This is a genomic window from Streptomyces sp. NPDC059398 (assembly GCF_042751845.1).
GTDB lineage: Bacteria > Actinomycetota > Actinomycetes > Streptomycetales > Streptomycetaceae > Streptomyces.
Genome location: NZ_JBHYWP010000005.1, coordinates 102,397 through 123,150 on the forward strand (window position 1 = coordinate 102,397; position 20,754 = coordinate 123,150).

20 protein-coding genes are annotated in these 20,754 nt (G+C 71.1%); 12 read left to right on the forward strand and 8 right to left on the reverse strand.

What is annotated here, in order from left to right:
* Window positions 1-79: 79 nt before the first annotated feature.
* Both ACFXBC_RS03790 and ACFXBC_RS03795 read left to right on the forward strand, forming a co-directional pair.
* The gene (locus ACFXBC_RS03790) at window positions 80-1,348 is read left to right on the forward strand and encodes an aspartate aminotransferase family protein (protein ID WP_385018295.1); all 1,269 of its coding nucleotides are present in this window, start codon (window positions 80-82) and stop codon (window positions 1,346-1,348) included.
* Between the two features lie 83 nt (window positions 1,349-1,431).
* A complete protein-coding gene (locus ACFXBC_RS03795) occupies window positions 1,432-1,974 on the forward strand; it encodes a 2,4'-dihydroxyacetophenone dioxygenase family protein (RefSeq protein ID WP_385018297.1) in 543 nt (180 codons plus the stop codon).
* A gap of 12 nt (window positions 1,975-1,986) precedes the next feature.
* On the opposite strand, the gene ACFXBC_RS03800 is transcribed toward ACFXBC_RS03795, so the two are convergent.
* Window positions 1,987-2,985 carry a LacI family DNA-binding transcriptional regulator gene (locus tag ACFXBC_RS03800; protein ID WP_385018299.1) on the reverse strand — a complete coding sequence of 333 codons (999 nt, stop codon included), beginning with the start codon at window positions 2,983-2,985 and terminating at the stop codon, window positions 1,987-1,989.
* Window positions 2,986-3,193: 208 nt separating this feature from the next.
* The gene (locus ACFXBC_RS03805; protein WP_385018301.1) at window positions 3,194-3,496 is read right to left on the reverse strand and encodes a hypothetical protein; all 303 of its coding nucleotides are present in this window, start codon (window positions 3,494-3,496) and stop codon (window positions 3,194-3,196) included.
* 321 nt (window positions 3,497-3,817) lie between these two features.
* Here ACFXBC_RS03805 and ACFXBC_RS03810 point away from each other — a divergent pair, with 321 nt between their 5' ends.
* The 9 genes from ACFXBC_RS03810 to ACFXBC_RS03850 all read left to right on the forward strand — a co-directional run bounded on the left by ACFXBC_RS03810 (window position 3,818) and on the right by ACFXBC_RS03850 (window position 13,110).
* Window positions 3,818-4,957: a cupin domain-containing protein gene (locus ACFXBC_RS03810; RefSeq protein ID WP_385018303.1), complete on the forward strand. Its 1,140-nt coding sequence runs from the start codon at window positions 3,818-3,820 to the stop codon at window positions 4,955-4,957.
* An 8-nt stretch (window positions 4,958-4,965) separates the two neighbouring features.
* Window positions 4,966-7,128: a histidinol dehydrogenase gene (gene hisD, locus ACFXBC_RS03815; RefSeq protein WP_385018305.1), complete on the forward strand. Its 2,163-nt coding sequence runs from the start codon at window positions 4,966-4,968 to the stop codon at window positions 7,126-7,128.
* Window positions 7,125-7,901 carry an SDR family NAD(P)-dependent oxidoreductase gene (locus ACFXBC_RS03820; protein ID WP_385018307.1) on the forward strand — a complete coding sequence of 259 codons (777 nt, stop codon included), beginning with the start codon at window positions 7,125-7,127 and terminating at the stop codon, window positions 7,899-7,901. Before hisD ends, ACFXBC_RS03820 begins: the two co-directional genes overlap by 4 nt.
* Window positions 7,898-8,683, forward strand: coding sequence for an HpcH/HpaI aldolase/citrate lyase family protein (locus ACFXBC_RS03825; RefSeq protein WP_385018310.1), 786 nt, complete (start codon window positions 7,898-7,900; stop codon window positions 8,681-8,683). The genes ACFXBC_RS03820 and ACFXBC_RS03825 overlap by 4 nt, the downstream gene beginning before the upstream one ends.
* A gap of 373 nt (window positions 8,684-9,056) precedes the next feature.
* On the forward strand, window positions 9,057-10,403 hold the full coding sequence (locus ACFXBC_RS03830; RefSeq protein ID WP_385018312.1) for an MFS transporter: 1,347 nt from the start codon (window positions 9,057-9,059) through the stop codon (window positions 10,401-10,403).
* A gap of 79 nt (window positions 10,404-10,482) precedes the next feature.
* Window positions 10,483-11,481, forward strand: a complete 999-nt coding sequence (locus ACFXBC_RS03835) for an ester cyclase (protein ID WP_385018314.1) — start codon at window positions 10,483-10,485, stop codon at window positions 11,479-11,481.
* A gap of 107 nt (window positions 11,482-11,588) precedes the next feature.
* Window positions 11,589-12,125 carry a hypothetical protein gene (locus tag ACFXBC_RS03840; protein WP_385018349.1) on the forward strand — a complete coding sequence of 179 codons (537 nt, stop codon included), beginning with the start codon at window positions 11,589-11,591 and terminating at the stop codon, window positions 12,123-12,125.
* A complete protein-coding gene (locus ACFXBC_RS03845) occupies window positions 12,122-12,496 on the forward strand; it encodes a winged helix-turn-helix domain-containing protein (RefSeq protein WP_385018316.1) in 375 nt (124 codons plus the stop codon). Before ACFXBC_RS03840 ends, ACFXBC_RS03845 begins: the two co-directional genes overlap by 4 nt.
* Window positions 12,497-12,591: 95 nt before the next feature.
* Window positions 12,592-13,110: a DUF1203 domain-containing protein gene (locus ACFXBC_RS03850; protein WP_385018318.1), complete on the forward strand. Its 519-nt coding sequence runs from the start codon at window positions 12,592-12,594 to the stop codon at window positions 13,108-13,110.
* A 127-nt stretch (window positions 13,111-13,237) separates the two neighbouring features.
* Here the strand turns inward: ACFXBC_RS03850 and ACFXBC_RS03855 are convergent, their stop codons facing one another.
* Window positions 13,238-14,434 (reverse strand): MBL fold metallo-hydrolase, encoded by a 1,197-nt coding sequence (locus ACFXBC_RS03855; protein ID WP_385018320.1) that lies wholly within the window; start codon window positions 14,432-14,434, stop codon window positions 13,238-13,240.
* A gap of 139 nt (window positions 14,435-14,573) precedes the next feature.
* Window positions 14,574-15,365 (reverse strand): SGNH/GDSL hydrolase family protein, encoded by a 792-nt coding sequence (locus ACFXBC_RS03860; protein WP_385018322.1) that lies wholly within the window; start codon window positions 15,363-15,365, stop codon window positions 14,574-14,576.
* 272 nt (window positions 15,366-15,637) lie between these two features.
* Between ACFXBC_RS03860 and ACFXBC_RS03865 the strand changes: the two genes are divergently transcribed.
* Entirely contained in the window at window positions 15,638-16,453 is an 816-nt protein-coding gene (locus ACFXBC_RS03865) for a tyrosine-protein phosphatase (protein WP_385018324.1), read from the forward strand.
* Between the two features lie 19 nt (window positions 16,454-16,472).
* On the opposite strand, the gene ACFXBC_RS03870 is transcribed toward ACFXBC_RS03865, so the two are convergent.
* The 4 genes from ACFXBC_RS03870 to dxs form a co-directional block, all read right to left on the reverse strand.
* Entirely contained in the window at window positions 16,473-16,628 is a 156-nt protein-coding gene (locus ACFXBC_RS03870) for a DUF6126 family protein (protein WP_385018326.1), read from the reverse strand.
* A gap of 76 nt (window positions 16,629-16,704) precedes the next feature.
* The gene (locus tag ACFXBC_RS03875; protein WP_385018328.1) at window positions 16,705-17,271 is read right to left on the reverse strand and encodes a helix-turn-helix domain-containing protein; all 567 of its coding nucleotides are present in this window, start codon (window positions 17,269-17,271) and stop codon (window positions 16,705-16,707) included.
* Between the two features lie 75 nt (window positions 17,272-17,346).
* On the reverse strand, window positions 17,347-18,759 hold the full coding sequence (locus ACFXBC_RS03880; RefSeq protein WP_385018330.1) for an aspartate aminotransferase family protein: 1,413 nt from the start codon (window positions 18,757-18,759) through the stop codon (window positions 17,347-17,349).
* On the reverse strand, window positions 18,756-20,636 hold the full coding sequence (dxs, locus tag ACFXBC_RS03885; RefSeq protein WP_385018332.1) for a 1-deoxy-D-xylulose-5-phosphate synthase: 1,881 nt from the start codon (window positions 20,634-20,636) through the stop codon (window positions 18,756-18,758). The genes ACFXBC_RS03880 and dxs overlap by 4 nt, the downstream gene beginning before the upstream one ends.
* Window positions 20,637-20,754: the final 118 nt, after the last annotated feature.

Consider the following 20,754-nt stretch of genomic DNA (forward strand, 5'->3'; position numbering starts at 1 on the left):
ATCAGGGGGTTCAGCCGGGCGGGACAACTGCCCGTGCGCGCCCCCACGGCGACCCCGCGCGACGGAGACGAGCACACACATGGCAGAGGAGACCGCGCTGCACGGCGCCTGGCGGGCCCGTGCGACGAAGGCGCTGGCGGGCGGGGTGAGCAGCAATGTCCGGATGCTCAACCCGCATGTCATCGCCGACCGCGCCGAGGGGGCGCGGATGTGGGACGTGGACGGCCGGGAGTACATCGACTACGTCCTGGGGCAGGGCCCCAACTTCCTGGGGAACGCGCCCCGGCAGATCCTGGAGAAGGTGGAGGCGGCCCAGCGCCGGGGCGTCATCTACGCGGCGACGCACCGCACCGAGATCGAGGCCGCCGAGAAGGTCATCGAGGTGCTCGGCTGGCCGGACCGGGTGCGGTTCGGCAGTTCGAGCAGCGAGATGGTCCAGGCGGCCCTGCGGATGGCCCGGCACGCGACCGGCCGCAGCCGCGTGCTGCGCTTCCACGGGCAGTACCACGGCTGGTTCGACAACATCCATATCCGCTCCGATGGGGACACCGCCCTCCCGGCCGGCGGGGGCCAGCTCCCGCAGGCGCTGGACGAGGTCGTCACGGTCCAGTGGAACGACCGGTCCGCGTTCGACGAGGCACTCGCCGCGTACGGGGACGAGCTGGCCGCCGTGATCATGGAACCGGTCATGCTCAACTCCGGTGCCATCGAGCCGGGCCCTGGCTATCTCCGGGCGGTGCGCGATGCCTGCACCGCCAACGGGACCGTCCTGGTCTTCGACGAGACCATCACCGGTTTCCGGCTGGCCGTCGGCGGGGCGGCGGAGCGGTACGGCGTGTACCCGGACCTCGCCGTGTACGGCAAGGCGATGGCGGGCGGCTGGCCGTGCGCGGCGGTCGTCGGCCGGGGCGAGCTGTTCGAAGGGATCGCGACGGGCGCCGTGGTGCACGCCGGTACCTTCAACGGCAACGTACCCGCGACGGCGGCGACCCTGGCCTGTCTGGAACACATCGCCGACGGCGAGGTGCACCGGCGGACCGAGCGGGTCGGCGGGCAGCTGATGTCGTCCCTGGCCGCGCTCTCCGCCGAACACGGCCTGGGGCTTGTGCTCCAGGGCCCGCCGATGGCCTTCCACGCGCGGTTCGCCGACCCGCCCACACCCGCGACCCGCTACCAGGACGTACAGAACGCGGACAGCGCCCGCTATCTGCGGTTCAGCCGGGCCCTTGTCGGCCACGGCGTCTGGGTCGCCTCACGCGGCATCTGGTACGTGTCGGCCGCGCACACCGAGCAGGACGTGGCCCTGACGGTCGACCGGGTCGCCGGCGCCGTACATGCGCTCCACTGACGGCCCGGCGCACCGCCTCACCCACCCCCGTGTACGAGCCGGAGCTCCGGCCTGTGCACCTGCCTGAGAGAAGGAGACCACGCATGGCCCTCACCACCGACGAGAAGCGTGACCCCGAGAAGGCGCTGCCCTACGAGGGCGAACGCCCCGACAGCATGCTGGACGACGTGATCGTCCCGGGCGCCCTGGACCTCGACGGCGACGAACGCCTCTGGGTCCCGCAGTCCGACGACGTGTCGTTCCGCCCGCTGCTGCTGTCGGTGAGCCAGAACTACTTCGTCAATCTGCTCCGGGTCCGCAGGTCCGGCATCCTCTCCCGCCACCGCCACCAGGGCCCCGTGCACGCGACCGTACTGCGGGGCCGCTGGCACTACCTGGAGTACGACTGGTGGGCGGAGCAGGGGAGTTACGTCTTCGAGCCGCCGGGCGACATCCACACCCTGGAAGTCCCGGAGGGTGTCAGCGAGATGGTGACGCTCTTCCATGTGACCGGCGGTTATGTCTACTGCGACACCCAGGGCAACCCGGTCGGCGTCGAGGACACCTTCACCAAACTGGCCCAGGCGCGCGAGCACTACGAGAGGAACGGCCTCGGCAAGGACTTCGTGGAACGCTTCGTCCGCTGACGCCCACAGCGCTCACAGCACCGGGGCGTGGGTGGCCCGGGGTACGAACTCGGTGGGCAGGACGAGCCGTTCACCCGAGGGGTCCGCCTCACCGTTGATCCTGCGCACCAGCAGACGCGCGGCCTGGCACGAGAGTTCACGCAGATCGTGCCGGACCGTGGTCAGCCGGAAGACCTCCCAGTCCGCCATCGGCAGATCGTCGAAGCCGATCACGGTGAGGTCGTCCGGCACCCTGAGCCCGGCCGCGATGGCCGCGTTCAGCACACCGATGGCGACCACGTCGTTACCGCAGAAGACCGCCGTGGGCGCCTCACCCGCGTCGAGGAGGCGGGGCAGCGCCCGGTAGCCGGTGTCGTACTCGAAGGCCCCGCGCACCACGCGGCTCTCCGGCAGCCCGATCCCGGCGTCCGCCAGGGCCAGCCGGAAGCCGAGTTCACGCTCGCGCCCGGTCGTCGTATTGGCCGAACCGAAGATGCCCGCGACCCTGCGGTGCCCCAGCCCGGTGAGCACGTCGGCCACCAGGCGGCCACCGCCCTCGTTGTCGACGACCGACGCGTAGTCGCCCCGGGCGCCCGTGTCACGGTTGAGGAAGACGTACGGCATGCCCCGGCGGTCCAGCTGGGCCGGCAGCCGGGACTCGGTGGTGGCGGTCGCGAGCACCACACCGTCCAGGGACTGGTCGAGGAGGTTCTCCTCGGCCACCGCCTCGTCGGAGCGCTCCGTGATCAGCATCATCCGGTAGCCCAGGCGCTGCAGTTCGTCGTGGAGCGGGGCGATGACATGCGGGTAGAAGGGGTTGGTCAGATCGGTCACGATCACCCCGACCCGGCGGGTGGAGCGGGTCGACAGGGTCCGGCCCGCCTCGCTCGGCACGTAGTTCAGTGCCTGCGCGGCGCGTCTGACCTTCTCCCGCGTGGCGGCCGACACCCGGTGGTCGTCCCGCAGGGCCCGGGACACGGTGGGCTGCGAGACACCGGCCAGTCTCGCCACGTCGTGACTCGTGATCGCCATCGGCCCTCTTCCCTCGCACCGTCACGCCGGTCCGGCGCCCTATTCAGTATACGTATGTAACCCGTAGCGGTGTCACGCACACGACTCCTTCCCCGGTCCACGGGACCGAGGGACGCCGGTCCGACCGGCGCCCCTCGGTCACTTCCGTGCAGATACCGGGTCAGCGCCGCGCGGGTAGGCGGTCAGCACTGTGCGGGTGCTGACCTGGTCACTGCGCCCCGGAGCAGACACCCTGGACGGTCACCCAGATATTGCTGTCGGGGGTGGTACCACTGGCCACCACCCCGCCGGAGTAACAGCCGGGCGGAAGCCTGTAGTCCGCGTTCGCCCGGGCACCGTCCAGCGAACTGCTGACCCCGGTGACATAGACGTAGTAGGTGGACGAGTCCGCCAGCACCACTTTCCGCGCCGGCGCGGCAGCGGCGGCCGACGCCGGGACGGCCAGCGCCACCCCGGCGAGCAGGGCCGCCGCGACCGCGGCGAGTCTGGTCGTCGCGAGCTTTCCGTTCAAGGGGTCCTCCCCATCAATAGCCCTACGGCGCACGGTAGTTACGCCGCACGCAAAGGAATTTAAAGGGCGGCTCCTGACCCTGCAACAGCCGTTGCGTCCTGTGCAACACCTGGCGCGCACCGCCGCCCGGGAGAGGTGAGCGCCCCAGCCCATCCAGGGCGAGTTGCGCCCGCCCGGCGCCCCCACCGCGCAAGAACGAGACGCCCCCTGACCCTTGACAGCGCCCGGCCCAGGGTCTGTCATGGGAATGCATACGTATTCCAAGAGCGATTTTTCCGCGAGCCGTGTTCCTGGAACACGTGTTCGAGAGAGGGGTCAGTCATGCCCGATGTCGTCGTATCCACCGCGGAGCTCGGCCGCCGGACGGTCCGCCGCAGCGACTTCGTCTCCTGCAACCAGGCGTTCATCGACTGCCGTACGCCGGGCTCCGACCGGAAGGAGAACTACGCGATGATCGGCCCCGGCGTCTCGCAGGCCTCCGGCCAGCACGTCAATCTGCGTCTCCCGCACGGGTTCAACATCGGCGCGGCGGCCATGCCGCACGGCATCACCAACAACCTCCATCTGCACTACACGGCCGAGGTGTTCGTCTGCACGGCGGGCGAGTACCTGCTGCGCTGGGGCGCCGAAGGCACCGAGGGCGAGCTGCTGCTCAAGGCGGGCGACATCGCCTCCGTCCCCACCTGGATCTTCCGCGGCTTCACCAACACCGGCCCGGACGACGGCTGGATGTTCACCGTGCTCGGCATGGACGACACCGGGGGCATCATCTGGGGCCCCTCCGTGCTGCGCGAGGCGGAAGGCCACGGTCTCCACCTCAGCGCCGACAACGAACTGATCGACACGGTCGCCGGGGACGAAATCCCGGCCGGTGCCGAGCTGACCCGCCCCATGGCCCAGGAGTACATCGACCAGCTGCGGCGGTACAGCCCCGAGGAGATGAAGCGCCGCGTCGCGGCCGGGGACGAACTGGTCTGGTCCGAGCACCCCTTCCTGGACAGCACCCTGCCGGGCGGAGGCGTCCGGCTGAGCTGCGTCATCGGGTACGGCATGACCGAGGACCCGCACCAGGAACCCCGGATCTTCAACCCGCACGGCCACAACGCCGCCTGGCTGCGCGCCGAACCCGGCCGTGGCGTATCGCTGCACCGGCAGAGCGAGACCCAGACGCTGATCGTCAAGGACGGCGAGTGGGAGGTCACGCTGAACCGCACCGACCCGGTGACGGTGCGCCTGGGGCCGCGCGACATCCTCTCCGTACCGCAGGACGCCTGGCGCACCCTGCGCAACGTGGGTGAGACCGAAGGCGATCTGCTGGTGGTCAACTCCGGCGACGGCCGGGTCCGTCTGGAGTGGGACGACGAGGTCGTCAAGAGCGCGGCCGATGCCGGGATCGGCATCGACCACAACGGCTACATCGCCCCGTACGCGCTGCTGCCGCGCTCCGCGCGCCCCTGGTGACCGCCACCGTGCCCGGGAACCGTACGCACGGACCGCTGCCGCTGGTACTGGTCCCCGGCATGCTGTGCGACGGGAGTCTCTGGTCCGGTGTGGCGCTGCCCCAAGACCGCGAGGTCCGTCAAGTGGCCCTGGCGGAACCGGACATCGGGGCGCTGGCCGAGCGGGTGCTGTCCACGGTCTCCGGACCCTTCGTCCTCGCCGGGCTCAGCCTCGGGGCCATCGTCGGCTTCGAGGTGCTGCGCCGGGCGCCGGAGCGGGTCGCGGGCTTCTGCGCCATGTCGGCCAACGCGGCTGCGCCGCGCCCCGACCAGTACAGCTCCTGGCGGGCGATGGACGAGCTGATCGGCGCGGGCCGGTTCGCCGATGTGGTGGAACGGACCCTGCCCGGCATGTTCGACGTGCCCTGCCCGCCGCCCGGGTCCGCGCGGCGCTACCGGGACATGGCGTACGCGGTCGGCCCGGACGCCGCCCGCGCCCAGCTCGCCGCGCAGGCCACCCGTACCGACGCGTTCGACGCGCTGCGCACCGCACGCTGTCCCGCCGTCGTGCTGTACGGCACCCGGGACGCGCTGTGCCCGCCGGACTTCCACCGCGCGATCGCCGGCGCCCTGCCCGGTGCCCGGCTGCACGAACTGGCCGGGGCGGGTCATCTGGTGCCGTGGCAAAGGCCGCACGCGGTCTCGGCCGCCCTGCGGGAACTGCTCACGGCCGCCGACCGGGCTCAGCGGCCGGCCGTCCGTACGCCCACAGCTCGCCACTCCCGCCACTCCCGCCACTTTCCCGCATCCGCCGTCACACCCGCACCCTCACCCGCATCTGCCGTCACACCCGCCCCCTCACCCTCATCAGAAGAGAGCCGGTCCATGCCCCATTTCCTCAAGTCCCCCGTGCCCGCAGGCGAGGTCCGCGCGGCCCACGCGGACGTGGCCGACCGTGTCGGCGCCATCCTCGAAGACATCCGGGCGCGGGGGGACGAAGCGGTCCGCCAGTACTCCGAGAAGTTCGACAACTGGAGCCCCGGGTCGTTCCGTCTCGGCCCGGACGAGATCAGCCGGATCGTCGCCGGAGTGCCGGAGACCGTGCTCGACGACATCCGGTTCGTCCAGCGCCAGGTGCGTACCTTCGCGCAGGCGCAGCGTGACTCGATGCGGGACATCGAGATCGAGACGCTGCCCGGTGTGCGCCTGGGCCACCGGCACGTACCGGTGGCCGGGGCCGGCGCGTACGTCCCCGGTGGCCGCTACCCGCTGACCGCCTCGGCGCACATGACCATCGTGACCGCGAAGGTCGCCGGGGTGGAGCGGGTCGCCGCCTGCACTCCGCCGATCCGCGGTGAGATCCCCGCGGCCACGGTCGCGGCGATGCACCTCGCCGGCGCGGACGAGATCCATCTCCTCGGCGGCGTCCAGGCCGTCGCCGCGCTCGCCATCGGCACCGAGACCATCGGCCGGGTGCCGCTGATCGCCGGGCCCGGCAACGCCTATGTCGCCGAGGCCAAGCGCCAGTTGTTCGGCGAGGTCGGCATCGATCTGTTCGCGGGGCCGACCGAGATCCTGGTGATCGCCGACGAGCACGCCGACCCGTTCGTGGTCGCCGTCGACCTGCTCTCGCAGGCCGAGCACGGCCCGGACTCGCCCGCCGTACTGGTCACCACGTCGGAGGAGCTGGGGCACACGGTGCGCCGCCACATCGACCGGCTGCTGCCCTCCATGCCGACCAAGGACTACGCCGAGCCCGCCTGGCGGGACCACGGCGAGATCGTCGTGGCGGGCTCCCTGGACGAGGCCTACGAGATCGCGGACAGCTACGCGTCCGAACACGTCGAGGTCCTCACCGCGGAACCGCGCCTGGCCCTCGACCGGATGCGCGACTACGGGGCGCTCTTCCTCGGCGAGGGTACCTGCGTCAGTTACGGCGACAAGGTCATCGGCACCAACCATGTGCTGCCCACCCGGGGCGCCGCCCGCTACACCGGCGGCCTGTGGGTCGGCAAGTACCTCAAGACGGTGACCTATCAGGAGGTGACGGACACCTCCTCGTCGGCGCGGCTCGGCGAGGTGTGCGGGCGGGCCGCACGCGTCGAGCTGTTCGAGGGACACGCCCGGTCCGGAGACGTACGGGCGGCCAAGTACGGCAACGGCACGCTGCCGTGGAACGAGAGCGGCGCATGAGCGCCACGACCGCTGCCCCGCTGGCCGGGCGCACCGCACTGGTCAGCGGCGGCGGCAGCGGCCTCGGCAGCGCCATCACCCGGGCGCTGCTCTCCGAAGGCGCCCGCGTGGTGATCACCGGTCGCGACGAGCGCAGGCTCAAGGAGACGGCGTCGGCGCTCGGACCGGGCGTGGTCCACCGGGTCTGTGACGTCTCCGAGCCTTCCGCCGTCGAGGAGCTTGCCGGGAGCCTGGCCGGTGAGGAGATCTCGGTGCTCGTCAACAACGCGGGGATCGCGGGACCGGTGGCCCCGCTGGCCGACATCTCGGCGGAGGAGTGGGACGAGGTCTTCGCCGTCAATGTCCGGGGTGTCTTCCTGATGTGCCGCGCCTTCCTGCCCGCCATGGCCGCACGGGGCACGGGGGACATCATCAACATCGCCTCCGTGTCCGGGAAGCGCCCGCTGCTGCGGCGTACGCCGTACTGCGCGTCCAAGATGGCCGTCATCGGTCTGACCACGACACTGGCGGGCGAGGCCGGGCCCTCGGGGGTCACGGTGAACTCCCTCTCCCCCGGGCCGGTCGCGGGCCCTCGGATGGAGCGGAACTTCCGCCTGGAGGCCGAACGGACCGGCAGCAGCCGCGCGGAGGCGGAGGACGCCTTCGTCTCACGTGCGGCGCTGGGCCGGATGGTCACAGCGGATGAGGTCGGCGCCGCCGTGACCGCCATGCTCCGGATGTCCGGGCTGTGCGGGGCGGACATCGACCTGTCGGCGGGGATGGTGGCGCGATGACGGCGGCGGACACGGGCCGGCGCCGGTCCCTCAAACAGCGGCTGGCCTCAGGGGAACGCCTCTACGGCGCCCTGCTGCGGCTCCCGTCGGAGACCCTGGTGGAGATGGCGGGTGTCGCGGGCCTGGACTACGTGGTCATCGACTGCGAGCACGGCCCCGCCGACATGACGTCGCTCCAGAACCACCTGACAGCGGCTGCCGCACAGGGCATCGACGTACTCGTACGGGTCGGCACGTCCGAGCCCGCACTCGCGCTGCGCTGTCTGGACCTGGGAGCCGCCGGGATCATCCATCCGCACATCGACAGCGCGCAGGACGCACGGCGTGCGGTGGCGGCGGACCGCTACCCGCCGCTGGGCCGGAGAGGGTTCGCGACGTACAGCAGGGCGGGCCGCTTCGGTACGGTCACGGCGGCCGAGCATCTGGCCGCCGCAGATGACACCCTCGTCGTGGCGATGATCGAGACCGAACGGGCCTGTGCCGCCGCCGGGGAGATCGTCGCCACCGAAGGCGTGGACGCGGTGCTGGTCGGCCCGGCCGATCTGACGGTGGACTGCGCGTTCCCCGGTCAGGACGTCATCGACGGACTCATCGCCACGGCGCACCGGGCGGCCCGCGAGGCGGGGCGAGCGGTCATGACGATCGTCCCGGGGCCCGAAGGCGCACGCGCCGCGGAGCACGCGGGGGCCCAACTGGTGCTCCACAACATGGCACATGTCCTGATGGACACCTTCCGCACCCTCGCGCCGCCGCACCCCGCGGAGGGCGGCACCGGCTGCTGACAGCGGCCTGCGGACCCGTCGGGCGCCTCCGCCGCGGACCCGTCAGGCCCCTCCGGCGGCGTACCGAGCCCTCCGGGGTGTCCGAGCCCCTCTGAGCCCTCCGGAGGGGCCGGGCAGGCGGTCCGGGGACCGGTCCGCTGATCCGTCATGCCCCGGCTCGCGGACCCTCACGCAGCGGTTCGCGGCCCCTCGCGCACCGGCCCACGCCCCCCTGACGCACCGGTTCACGGACCGGGGCGAGCGGGTCCGTCCCACCTCTTGACGCCCCCCGCACCGCTCCCTAATGTTCGGCGGAAGTTCATACGTATGCATCACTGCACGTCCCGCAGCACGTACGCAGTATCGGCGCAGTACCGGCTCGAACGGAGAAGCCATGTCCGCTGTAGTGCCGCCCCCAACCGCCCCCGGCACCAAGGGAGTCGACCGGGAGAGGCGGAGTGCGATTCACCGGGCCATCGGCGCGGGCAGCATCGGGAACTTCGTGGAGCAGTTCGACTACGGCCTCTACGGCTATATGGCGCCGGTGCTCGCACCGACGTTCTTCCCCGACAGCAGCCCGGCCGCCGCGGTGCTGAGCACCTACGCGATCATCGGAATCGCCTGTCTGTTCCGCCCGCTCGGCGGCACCCTGGTCGGCCGCTGGGGAGACCGGGCGGGCCGCAAGAAGACACTGCTGTGGACGATCGTGCTCATGGGCGTGGCCACCGCCCTGATCGGCGCACTGCCGACCTATCAGCAGATCGGTATCCTCGCCCCGCTGCTCCTCCTGCTGCTGCGGGTGGTCCAGGGCATGGTCTCCGGTGGCGAGTACGTCGGGGCGGTGGCCTTCGTCGTGGAGTGGGCGGAGCCCGAACGGCGCGCCTACTACGCCTCGTACGCCTCGAACAGCTGCTTCGCCGGCATCCTCGCCGGGGCCGGTACGGCGGCTCTGACCAGCTGGCTCTTCGACGGTCCGGCCCTGGACTCCTGGGGCTGGCGGATCCCGTTCCTGCTCACGCTCCCGCTGAGCGCGGTCGGGATCTGGCTGCGCAGGCGGATCGACGAGACCCCCGAGTTCATCCGGGCGACGGAGAACGGCACCCAGGCCGTCGAGGCGCCGATCCGCAACGCGCTGCGCACCCAGTGGCGGCCGATCCTGGTCTACTGCGGCGTCTCGGTGATGCTGGCGATCCTCTCCTACAGCTGGGTCACCTTCTATCCCCAGTACCTGACCGGCACCCTGGGGCTGCCCCGCTGGATGGCACTGGCCTCGAACGCGATCTCGGTCGCGGTCCTCATCCCGCTGCTGCCGCTGGCCGGGATGCTCTCCGACCGGATCGGCCGCAAGCCGATGCTGATCACGGGAGCGGTCGCCTGCCTCGTCATGGTCCCGCTGGCCTACCGGGTCGGCGAGGTGGGCACGTTCCCCACCGCCATCGTGAGCCAACTGATCTACATCGTCCCGGAGTTCTTCCTCACCGGCATCGTCACCGTCTGCACGGCGGAACTCTTCGCCACGCGCTCCCGCTTCAGCGCGAGCGCCATCGCGTACAACAGCTCGTTCTCGGTCTTCATGGGCATCACACCGTTCGTCGCCGAACTGCTGGTGAGCAGCTTCGACACGATCTACGCGGTGTGGGTCTACCTCGCGGCGGCCGCGGTGGTGGCCCTGGTCGTGGTCAGCGCCTTCATGACGGAGACGTACCGCAGCCAGCTCGGGGCGGACAAGTTCGCCCGGTGACGCCCGCCGGCCCACCTCAAGATCTCATGCATACGCATACGCATACGCATTGACGCGCCATCAAGAGAAGGAGAATCCCATGCCGTTGGACCCCGTCGCCTACCACCCCTACACCGACCCGGACGACTTCATCCGTGAGGTGACCGACCGCATCTGGGTCGGCCGCGACATCTCGTACATCGTCGACAACTACGAACCGGACTCGATCGTCCACACAGGGCTGGGCACCGTCGTCGGCCGCGACGGAGTCATCGAGGGCAGCACGATGAGGATGGGCAGCACACCGCAGCACATCGGCCAGGCAGAGGACGTGGTGTGGGAGGCACGCGGCAACGACGCCTTCCTCAGCTCGCATCTGGTCTTCTCGGCCGACGAGCACCTCGTGGACGGCCGGAACATCCGCATCCGCAAGCGGACGGTCGCCAACTGCCTCTATCGCCGGGGCCGCATGGTCGAGGAGTGGGTGGTACGCGACGAACTCGCGACCTGCCTCCAGCGCGGCATCGACCCGGACGAGGCCGCACGCGCACTCCGGTTCCAGGGCTACAGCGGCTCCATGACGGACGAGCCGCCGAAGGATGTACTCCTCGCGGGCGTCAGTGGCCCGCGCCCGGACGACTTCCGGCCCGAGTGCGAGATGGTCCTGGAGTTCATCGACGAGGTCTGGACGCAGCGGCGGCTCCAGAAGGTCGACGACTTCATGGTGCGGGACCTCTTCCTGCACACGGTCGGCGACCGCACGGTCATCCGCCCCGAGCGGTACCAGAGCGACCTGCTGGCCATGGTCGGCGCCTTCCCCGACGCCCGCTTCTCGGTGCGGGACGTACAGACCAACTACGCCGAGCGGTACGCGGGTCTGCGCGTCGCGGTCCTGTGGACCATGCACGGGAGCTACCGCGGCACACCGGTCTTCGGCCGGCCGACCGACCAGCCCGTCACGCTGCTCGGAGCCTCCCAGTTCCTGATCCAGGGGGGTCGGATCGTACGCGAGATGCGGGTGTACGACGAGATCGCGCTGCGGGCCCAGATCAACAGCACCCGCGGGGACGGCCCGCAGATGGAGGCCAACATCTACTGAGCGGGCGGGAGCGTGACGGGGCAGCACGTACTTTCCAATCTGGAAAGTACGTGACACGATGGCAAGCCTCAGCCCGATCGTGTGCCCCAGGGAGGTCCGGTGTGACCATGCCGCCGCAGGAGAACGAGTACGTACGCCCCACGGCCGACGAGGGCATACGCCCCTCAGCCGCAGAACCGGCGGAGCACGCCGCGGGCGCCCTGCGGGACGTGGCGACGGCGCAGGAGCGGGCCCGGCTGCGGGCCGGGCTCTCCCCCGCGTGGTACGGACCGGCCGCGGCCGCGGCCGTGATCGTGGCGGGTGCGGTGCGGGCCTGGAGCGACGACAAGGGCGGTGCGGCCACGCTGCTGGCGCTCGCGGTGTCGCTCGTGGCGCTGGGCGTCGTCGTCGCACTCGCGCGGGCGGCGCGCAGGGGGGCCGGGGTGCTGATCGACCGGTCCTGGCCGGCCCGGCTGTGGCGGAGCCGGGTCGCGCTGCCGGCCGTCTTCCTGGCGGGCATTCTGGCCGGATGGCTGTGCCGGATCTTCGGCACGGACCTGGGCACCGCGCAGCTCACGGCGTTCGTCGTGGGCGGACTCGGCGTCTGGCTGACCTGCCTGGCCCGCAACGCGGTGATCAGGCGGACCCTGGCGGAGCTGGGGTGACCGGGGCGCCACCGGGACAGGGTGGGCCGACGCTGGACGAGACGATCCAGCATCCGACCCGGCTGGCCGTCGCCGCCTTCCTCTCCGCGTGTGACGAGGCCGAGTTCGCCGCCGTACGCGACGGCTGCCGGGTCTCCGACTCGGTCCTCAGCAAGACCGCGTCCGCTCTGGAGACGGCCGGTTACCTGGACATCCGCAAGGGCCACGTGGGCAAGCGCCCCAGAACCTGGCTCTCCCTCTCCCCCGAGGGCCGGCAGGCGCTGGACGACCATCTGACCGCACTCCAGAACATCGTGGCAGCGGCCCGGCAGACCGGCGCCCGGGAGCAGACCGGACACAGCACCGGCCAGAACACCGTTCACAGCAGCTGAGGCCAGGCCCCCTCCCGGGAGGGGGCTGAGGCGCGACCGGACTCGGCGTCAGAATCCCGCCAGCACCTTCGGGGCGCTCCGGCGAGATTGGAGCCATGACCACGTACATGCCTCTTCCCATTCCCGCCGACGCGCTCCGGGAGCTCCGCGTCTCCGACGACTCCGGGCGGCCCCCGCACCCGTACATCGCCCGCGAGGACGGTGACCCCATCGACTGTGTGGGCAGCCCGCTGCGCTGCTGTCTGCGGGCGATCGAGCCCGGTGAGCGGGTCGCTCTCGTCTCGTACGCACCGCTGCGCCGCTGGGCGGCCGCGAACGGCGCGGACCCCGGCGCGTACGACGAGGCGGGACCGGTCTTCATCCACGCCGGGGAGTGCGAGGGCCCGCGCACCACCGGCGGTTACCCCTTCGCGCGGCCGGGCGCACTGCGCACCCTGCGGCGCTATGACGCCGACGGGCACATCGTGGGCGGCCGTCTCTTCGAGATCCCGGAGGAGGCGGACGCCGGGTTCGACTCGGCCCTCGATGAGGCGTTCGCCGCCCCGGAAGTGGCGTTGGTGCACGTACGCGCCCTGGAGTACGGCTGCTTCCAGTTCGCGGTGCCACGGCCGTAGGCGGGTGTCCGTAAGACGGGGTCCGATGACCGTAGGCCCGTACGGCGACCGTACGCGGTACCGATGGCCGTAAGACCCCGTACCGGCGGCCTGAACCGGGCGCCCGATCCCCCGGGCGCCCCTCACCTCAGGAGTGCTGCTCCTCCGCGAGACCGACACCGCTCCGGCCGCCCGCCGGGGTGGCGGCCGGAGCCGTGGAGACCCGCCACGGACGGGCGACCGGCGGGGACACCGCCCGCCACCACGGGTCGGACGGGAGCTTGCCCGACGGCTCGAAGGGCTCACCGGCCCGGGGCAGCGCCACCGCCTGCCCGGCCTCCCCCGCGGCGTCCCTGGTCCACTCGCCGGGCTCGGCCCACGGGTGGGGGGCGAGGTTGAAGGTGCCCCAGTGGATGGGCAGCAGCGCACCGCCGGGCTTCCCGCCCTGGAGGTCCAGATGCGCCTGTACGCCCTCGGCCGGTGTCATGTGGATGTCGGGCCAGTACTCCGAGTACGCCCCGATCTGGATCATCGTGGCGTCGAAGGGGCCGTGCTCGGAGCCGATCTCGGCGAAGCCGGGGAAGTATCCGGTGTCGCCGCTGTGGTAGATCCGGTGCTCGGGCCCGGCGACGGCCCAGGACGCCCAGAGGGTGTGCTGCTGATTGCGCAGCCCGCGCCCGCAGAAGTGCCTGGCCGGGGTGGCGGTGAGCCGGATGCCGGCCACCTCGGCGGTCTCGTTCCAGTCCAGCTCGCGCAGCCGGGATGCGGGCACACCCCAGCGCTCCAGATGGGCACCCACGCCGAGCGGCACCGCGAAGACCGTACCCGTCCCCACCAGGGCCTTGATGGTGGGGAGGTCCAGATGGTCGTAGTGGTCGTGGGAGATCACCACGACATCGACGGACCCGAGAGCGGCGAGCGGCAGCGGCGCGGGGTGCAGCCGCTTCGGCCCTGCGAACGAGAACGGTGAGCAGCGCTGCCCCCAGACGGGGTCGAACAGCACCCGCGCGCCGTCGATCTCGGCCAGCACGCTGGAGTGCCCCATCCAGGTGAGCCGCAGCCCCGAGGCCGGCGGCTTCGCGAGGTCGGCGACGGTGGTGGCATGGACGGGAACGGTGCCCTCGGGATATCTGCGGGCCCGCTCCTCCTTGCGGAAGTAGACCTTCGCGAACTCGGCCATGGAGCCGGTCGGCCGGGTCCTGGCCCCCACCGGGTTCTGGAAGACGCCGTCGGCGAAGTTCGGCGAGCGGCGGATACGTGCCATCCGCTCTCCGGCCGGGTCCGCGCCGAAGCCCTCGGGCCGCAGCGCGCGGAGCCGGGGCGGCAGAGAACGGGAAGCGGGCACGGGGACCTCCAGGTGTGCGGTGTCGATCCATTATGTGCGGCGGGCACGACGGTGGAGGAACGGCCCCGTGAACGGTCCGCGCCGCCACCGGGTCACGGATCTGTCCCGCCGGATCCGTGCCGGGGCGTACGCGCTGTCGTCAGAGCGGCAGCAGGTCGGGGCGCTTGGCGGCGACATGGTCGCCCGATGACTCACCGCGGAGCCTGCGGCCTATCCACGGCACCAGATGCTCCCGGGCCCACTGGATGTTGTCGCGCCGCACCTCGGCCGATCCGCGTGGCGGCTCCGGGGGCCACGGCTGGTCCGGGTCCGCGGGGACGTCGAGGCCCAGCACCTGCGCGGCGCGCAGCGCGACACGGGTATGGCCCTCGGGCGAGAGGTGCAGCCGGTCGGCGTCCCAGGCGCGCCGGTCCTGGATGGTCTTGAGGGACCAGAGGTCGAGCACCGGGGCGCCGTGCCGTGCGGCGATGACCCGTACATGCTCGTTGTACGTAGCGATCTTGCCGCGCAGATGGCGCAGGACCGGAACACCCCGGGTGTCGAACCCGGTGGTCACCATGACGGTGCCGACCGAGGAGGTCAGATCGGCGAGTGCCCGCTCGAAGCGCTCGGCCGCGTCGTCCGGGTCGGAGCCCGGCCGGATGATGTCGTTGCCGCCGGCCGAGAAGCTGACCAGGTCGGGGGCGAGTTCCTTGGCCCGCGGGACCTGCTCGTCGACGATCTGGTCGAGGAGGCGTCCGCGTACCGCCAGGTTCGCGTAACGGAAGGTGTGTTCGGGGACGCGGTCGTCCAGGAGTACGGCGAGCCGGTCGGCCCAGCCCACGAAGTTCCCGTCGGGTCCGGGGTCCCCGACTCCCTCGGTGAAGCTGTCGCCGATCGCCGCGTACGACCCGATGATGTCTCTGTTCTTGATTGCCGAATCGTCTGCCACAACGGCCCATCCTGCACCTCACGATGTGACCTACGCGACCGTATTAAGGGGGTGACGGGCCGTGAGAAAAGCCACCTGGCCAGTTTGCCTAAAGACGGAATAAGGGGCGCCGTCCCGCCTCTCCCGGACACGATGCCTGCATCACGCACCGATGTCGTATCGTCGGAATTCCATCGTCAGAAGTCCGGGCCGTGACGACCCGGCCGGACCGTCAGGTCCACCACCGCGCCGGCGGCGGCCAGCCGCGCACCGGCAGGACACCGAGGAGCCCCGTGACGCAGCAACTTCCGCAGGTCCCGTCGGCAGAACCGGAGCTGGCCGGGGTCCGCAACTTCCGTGACGTGGGCGGGCTGCCGACCGCTGACGGCCGGCGGGTGCGCCGGGGCAGGCTGTTCCGCAGCGGCCACCTCGCGCACGCCACCGCCGACGACGCCGCCTTTCTGTCCTCGCTCGGGCTGCACACGATCTTCGACTTCCGCAACGCGGCCGATGTGGCCCTGGACGGCCGGGACGTGGAGCTGGCGGGCGTCCGCCATGTCAACATCCCGCTGACGGACCCGGCGGACGGCTCCGAGTTCTGGCGGATGGTCCGCGACGGCGACCTGGCCCAGCTGCGGAAGATCCTCTCCGACGACCGGGCCGCGGGCCGGATGGCCGAGTCGTACCGGACGATCATCACGACCAGGACGGCCGAGCACAGCCGGGTGCTCCACGCGCTCGCCGATGACAGCGTGCCGGCCCTGATGCACTGCGCCGCGGGCAAGGACCGGGCGGGTCTCTCGATAGCGGTGACGCTGCTCGCGGCGGGCGTGGAGCGCGACGCCGTCGAGGCGGACTACCTGAAGTCGAACGATCCCCGGCGGCGCTATCTGGTCAAGCGCAGCGACGAGTCGGCCAACCCGCACCACGACGAGGTGATGCAGCTGCTGAGCCCGCTCTTCGAGGCCCGCGCAGCCTATCTGGAGACGGCCTTCAGGGCCATCGACGAGACCTGGGGCAGCACCGACCGCTATCTCGCCGAGGGACTGGGAGTCAGCCAGGAGACCCGCGAGAAGCTGTGCGCCCGACTGCTCGAAGAAGCCTCCTGAGCCACCGGCGCGGGCTCTGCTACTGCTGACCGCCGAGCGTGAACAGCAGATAGACGAAACCGGCGAAGAGGTGGCCTGCCACCAGATAGGCGATCAGCCGGATGACGAGTCCTCTGGGGAACCGCTTCTCCTCGTGGGCGTCTGCGGGGGTGCCTGCGGGGGTGTCATCGCGCATGGCGGACCTCTCTCGTCGTCTCGTCGCCCTGTCGGACCGGGCTCAGTGCAGATCAGGCTTCAGTGCAGATCAAGCTTCAGTGCAGGTCAGGGCTCTGCAGCAGGGTGTGCATGAAGAGCAGCTCGGTCCCGCCCCGGGTCGCGGCCGCGATCCGGTGCGGGGTGAGCGAGTCGAAGTGGGCGCTGTCCCCGGGGTCGAGGTCGTGCGCCGCCTCGCCCAGGGTCAGCCGCAGCCTCCCGCTGAGGACGTACAGCCACTCCTCGCCGGGATGGACCCGTACGAGATCGCCCTGGGCCCCGTACGGCACCTGCACTCGCAGGGCCTGCATCGCCCGGCCCGGTGAACCGGCCGGGTGGTACGTCCAGCCGTCGGCCTCGACGGAGCCGCGGCGGCCGCCCCTGATGACGGGGTCCCGCTCCGGCGGCACCTCACCCAGCAGCTCGGAGACCGACGTACCGTAGATACGGGCCAGCGAGAGCAGCATGGGCAGCGAAGGCTGCCGGGCACCGGTCTCCAGGCGGGAGAGGTGCGCCGGGGAGAGACCCGCCCGGCGGGCCGCGGCCTCCAGGGTGAGCCGCCCGCGCCGGCGCAGTTCGCGCAGACGCGGAGCGACGTCGGGCAGATCCTCCTCGGGGGTGCTCATACGTCCATTGGGACAGCGAAATGCCTCAGAGGCAATTTTCTTGCCTCTGAGGCAAAAAGCGGTCGGGTCAGGCTCTCAGCGGTTGGCGACCGCCTGTTTCACCAGGGTCCGCCCGAAGTCCCACATGAGCCCGCCGCCGCCGTGCGCGTCGTCCATCACCGCGGTGAACGCCTCGACGAACCGGTCCACATCGGCCTCCCCGATGACCAGTGGCGGGATCAGTTTGATCACTTCCAGATGGTCCCCGGAGACCTGTGTGAGGATGCGGTGCTTCTGGAGCAGCGGTACGACGACCATCTGCGCGAAGAGCCCCTTGCGGGCCGCCTGGAGCATGGTCCACCGGCTGCGGAGCTTCAACGACGAGGGACGCCCGAACTCGATGCCGATCATCAGCCCACGCCCGCGTACCTCGTGCAGCAGCTCGTACCGCGGGATGAGCGCGGCCAGCCGGGACTTGAGCAGTTCACCGGTGGCGCGGGCGTGGGCGACGGTCTCCTCGTCCTCCATCACCGAGAGCACGGCGAGCCCGGCGGCCATCGCCTGGGCGTTGGCGCCGAAGCTGGCCGAGTGGACCAGCACCCGGTCCATGGAGGAGTAGACCTTCTTGAAGATCCAGTCCTTGCCCAGCGTCGCGCTGACCGGGACGTACCCGCCCGAGAGCGACTTGGCCACACAGACCAGATCGGGTTCTACGCCCTCCTCGTGCTGGTAGGCGTAGAAGTCGCCGGTCCGCCCGAGCCCCGTCTGCACCTCGTCGGCGATCAGCAGCGCCTTGTGCCGGTGCAGCAGCTCCTGGGCGGCGCGCAGGAAGCCGGGCGGAGTCTCCAGGACCCCCTTGCCCTGGATCGGCTCGACGACGAAGCCCGCCACGTCGCCACGCTTCAACTCGCGTTCCAGCGCGGCCAGATCGCCCATAGTGATTGCCGTGTCGGGCAGCAGCGGTGCGAATCCGTCCCGGAAGCCGTCCTCGCCGTTGACCGAGAGCGAACCGGTCGTCAGCCCGTGGAAGGCGTGCGAGCAGTACAGGATCCTGGGCTTCCCGGTGGCGTACCTGGCGAACTTCAGCGCCGTCTCGACCGCCTCCGTACCGCTGTTGCCGAAGAACACCCGGTCCAGATGGGGCGAGTGGGCCAGCAGCTTCTCGGCGAGCAGGCCGGGCAGCGGCTGACAGTCGAAGCGGGTCAGGTCGGCGAGTGAGGCGTCCAGGACATCGTGCAGCGCCTTACGGACGACCGGGTGGTGCCGGCCGAGTCCCATGACGCCGAAGCCCGCGAGCATGTCGAGGTAGTCGTTGCCGTCCGCGTCCCAGAAGTGGGCGCCATCGGCCCGCTCGTAGACGTTGTCGAAGCCGATGGTGTGCAGCATCCTCGGCAGCTGGTGGTTGAGGTGGCGGGTGTGCAGCTCGTAGCGCTCGGCACCACGCTCGGCGAGCAGGGCCGTCAGATCGAACGCCTTCGGTTCGAGGCCCTTGGGTGCGCCTTCCGTCATTCCGTCTTCTCCTTGGCTTTCAGGGCGGCGCTGATCCGTCCTGCGATCTCGATGGGCGTGAGCCCGATGTCGGCCAGCACCTCGGCGCGTTTGGCGTGCGGGAGGAACTGCTCGGGGATCCCGAAGGTCCGCAGCGGTACGTCGACCCCGCCGTCGCGCAGCGCCTGGCCGACCGCCGAACCCACCCCGCCGCTGCGGCTGTTGTCCTCGGCGACCGCGACCAGCCGGTGCCCGGCGGCGAGTCCGGGGAGTGCCCGGTCCACCGGTTTGACCCAGCGCGGGTCGACGACCGTGCAGCCGATGCCGCGGCCTTCGAGGAGTTCGGCGGCGCGGAGACAGACCGGGGCGAGCACCCCGACGGCGACGAGCAGCACTTCGGGCCGGGCGGCCCGGTGCAGTACGTCCATACCGCCGACCCGGCCGACCGCCGGGAGCGGCTCGCCCACCGACTCCTTGGGGAAGCGCAGTACGGTCGGCGCGTCGTCCACGTCGACCGCCTCCCGGAGCTGGGCGCGGAGCTGGTCGGCGTCGCGGGGCGCGGCTATCCGCAGCCCCGGTACGGCCTGGAGGACGGACATGTCCCACATGCCGTTGTGCGAGGGACCGTCGACGCCGGTGACCCCGGCCCTGTCGAGGACGAACGTCACCCCGCAGCGGTGCAGGGCCACATCCATCAGCAGCTGGTCGACGGCCCGGTTGAGGAAGGTCGCGTACACGGCGACCACCGGGTGCAGACCTCCGGTGGCGAGTCCCGCCGCGGAGACCGTCGCGTGCTGTTCGGCGATCCCGACGTCCCAGACCCGGTCGGGGAACCGCTCGGCGAACTCGGTGAGGCCGACCGGGTGCAGCATCGCCGCCGTGATCGCGACGACATCGGGCCGCTCGGCGCCGATGGCGGCGATCTCGGCGCCGAACACCGAGGTCCAGGAGGGGCCGCCGGGCGGGGCGAGCGGCGCGCAGGTCAGCGGGTCCATCACGCTGACCGTGTGGAAGCGGTCCGCCTCGTCCTCCAGGGCGGGCCGGTAGCCGCGTCCCTTCTCGGTGAGGCAGTGCACGAGCACCGGACCGTGGAAGCGTTTGGCCCGGTTCAGCGCCGACTGCACGGCGGCGATGTCGTGGCCGTCGACGGGGCCGATGTACTTGAGCCCCAGGTCCTCGAACATGCCCTGCGGTGCGAAGGCGTCCTTGAACCCCTTCTTCGCGCCGTGCAGCGATCCGTACAGCGGCTCTCCCACCACGGGCGTCGACCGGAGTACCTCCTTGCCCCAGGCGAGCGCGCGCTCATAGCCGTCGGTCGTGCGGAGGGTGGCGAAGTGGTTGGCCAGGCCGCCGGTCGTCGGGCCGTACGAGCGCCCGTTGTCGTTCACGACGATGATCAGGGGGCGGTCCGCGGCGGCCGCGATGTTGTTCAGCGCCTCCCAGGCCATCCCGCCGGTGAGCGCTCCGTCGCCGGTCACCGCGACGACATGGCCGGGCCTGCCGAGCACCTCGTTGGCCTTGGCGAGGCCGTCGGCCCAGCCGAGGACCGTCGAGGCGTGCGAGTTCTCGATGACGTCGTGCTCGGACTCCTCGCGGGCGGGGTAGCCGGAGAGGCCGCCCTTGCTGCGCAGTTTGGAGAAGTCCTGCCGGCCCGTCAGCAGTTTGTGCACATAGCTCTGGTGGCCGGTGTCCCAGAGGATGCGGTCGGCGGGCGAGTCGAAGACGCGGTGCAGTGCGATGGCGAGTTCTACCACCCCCAGGTTCGGCCCCAGGTGTCCCCCGGTCCTGGCCACTGCCTGGATCAGGAACTCCCTTATTTCTACGGCCAGTTCACCGAGTTCCGCCTCGGCGAGCGCCTTCAGGTCGTGCGGTCCCCGGATATTCTCCAAGATCGACACGCTCGGGCCCCCTCTCGGATTTCGTTCAGGTCACACACGCGGTACCGGCCGGTGGCAGAGGCCGCCGCCCGGACCACCGCGGGCACCAGGACCGGCGCGTGAGCGCCGAAGGCCGCCC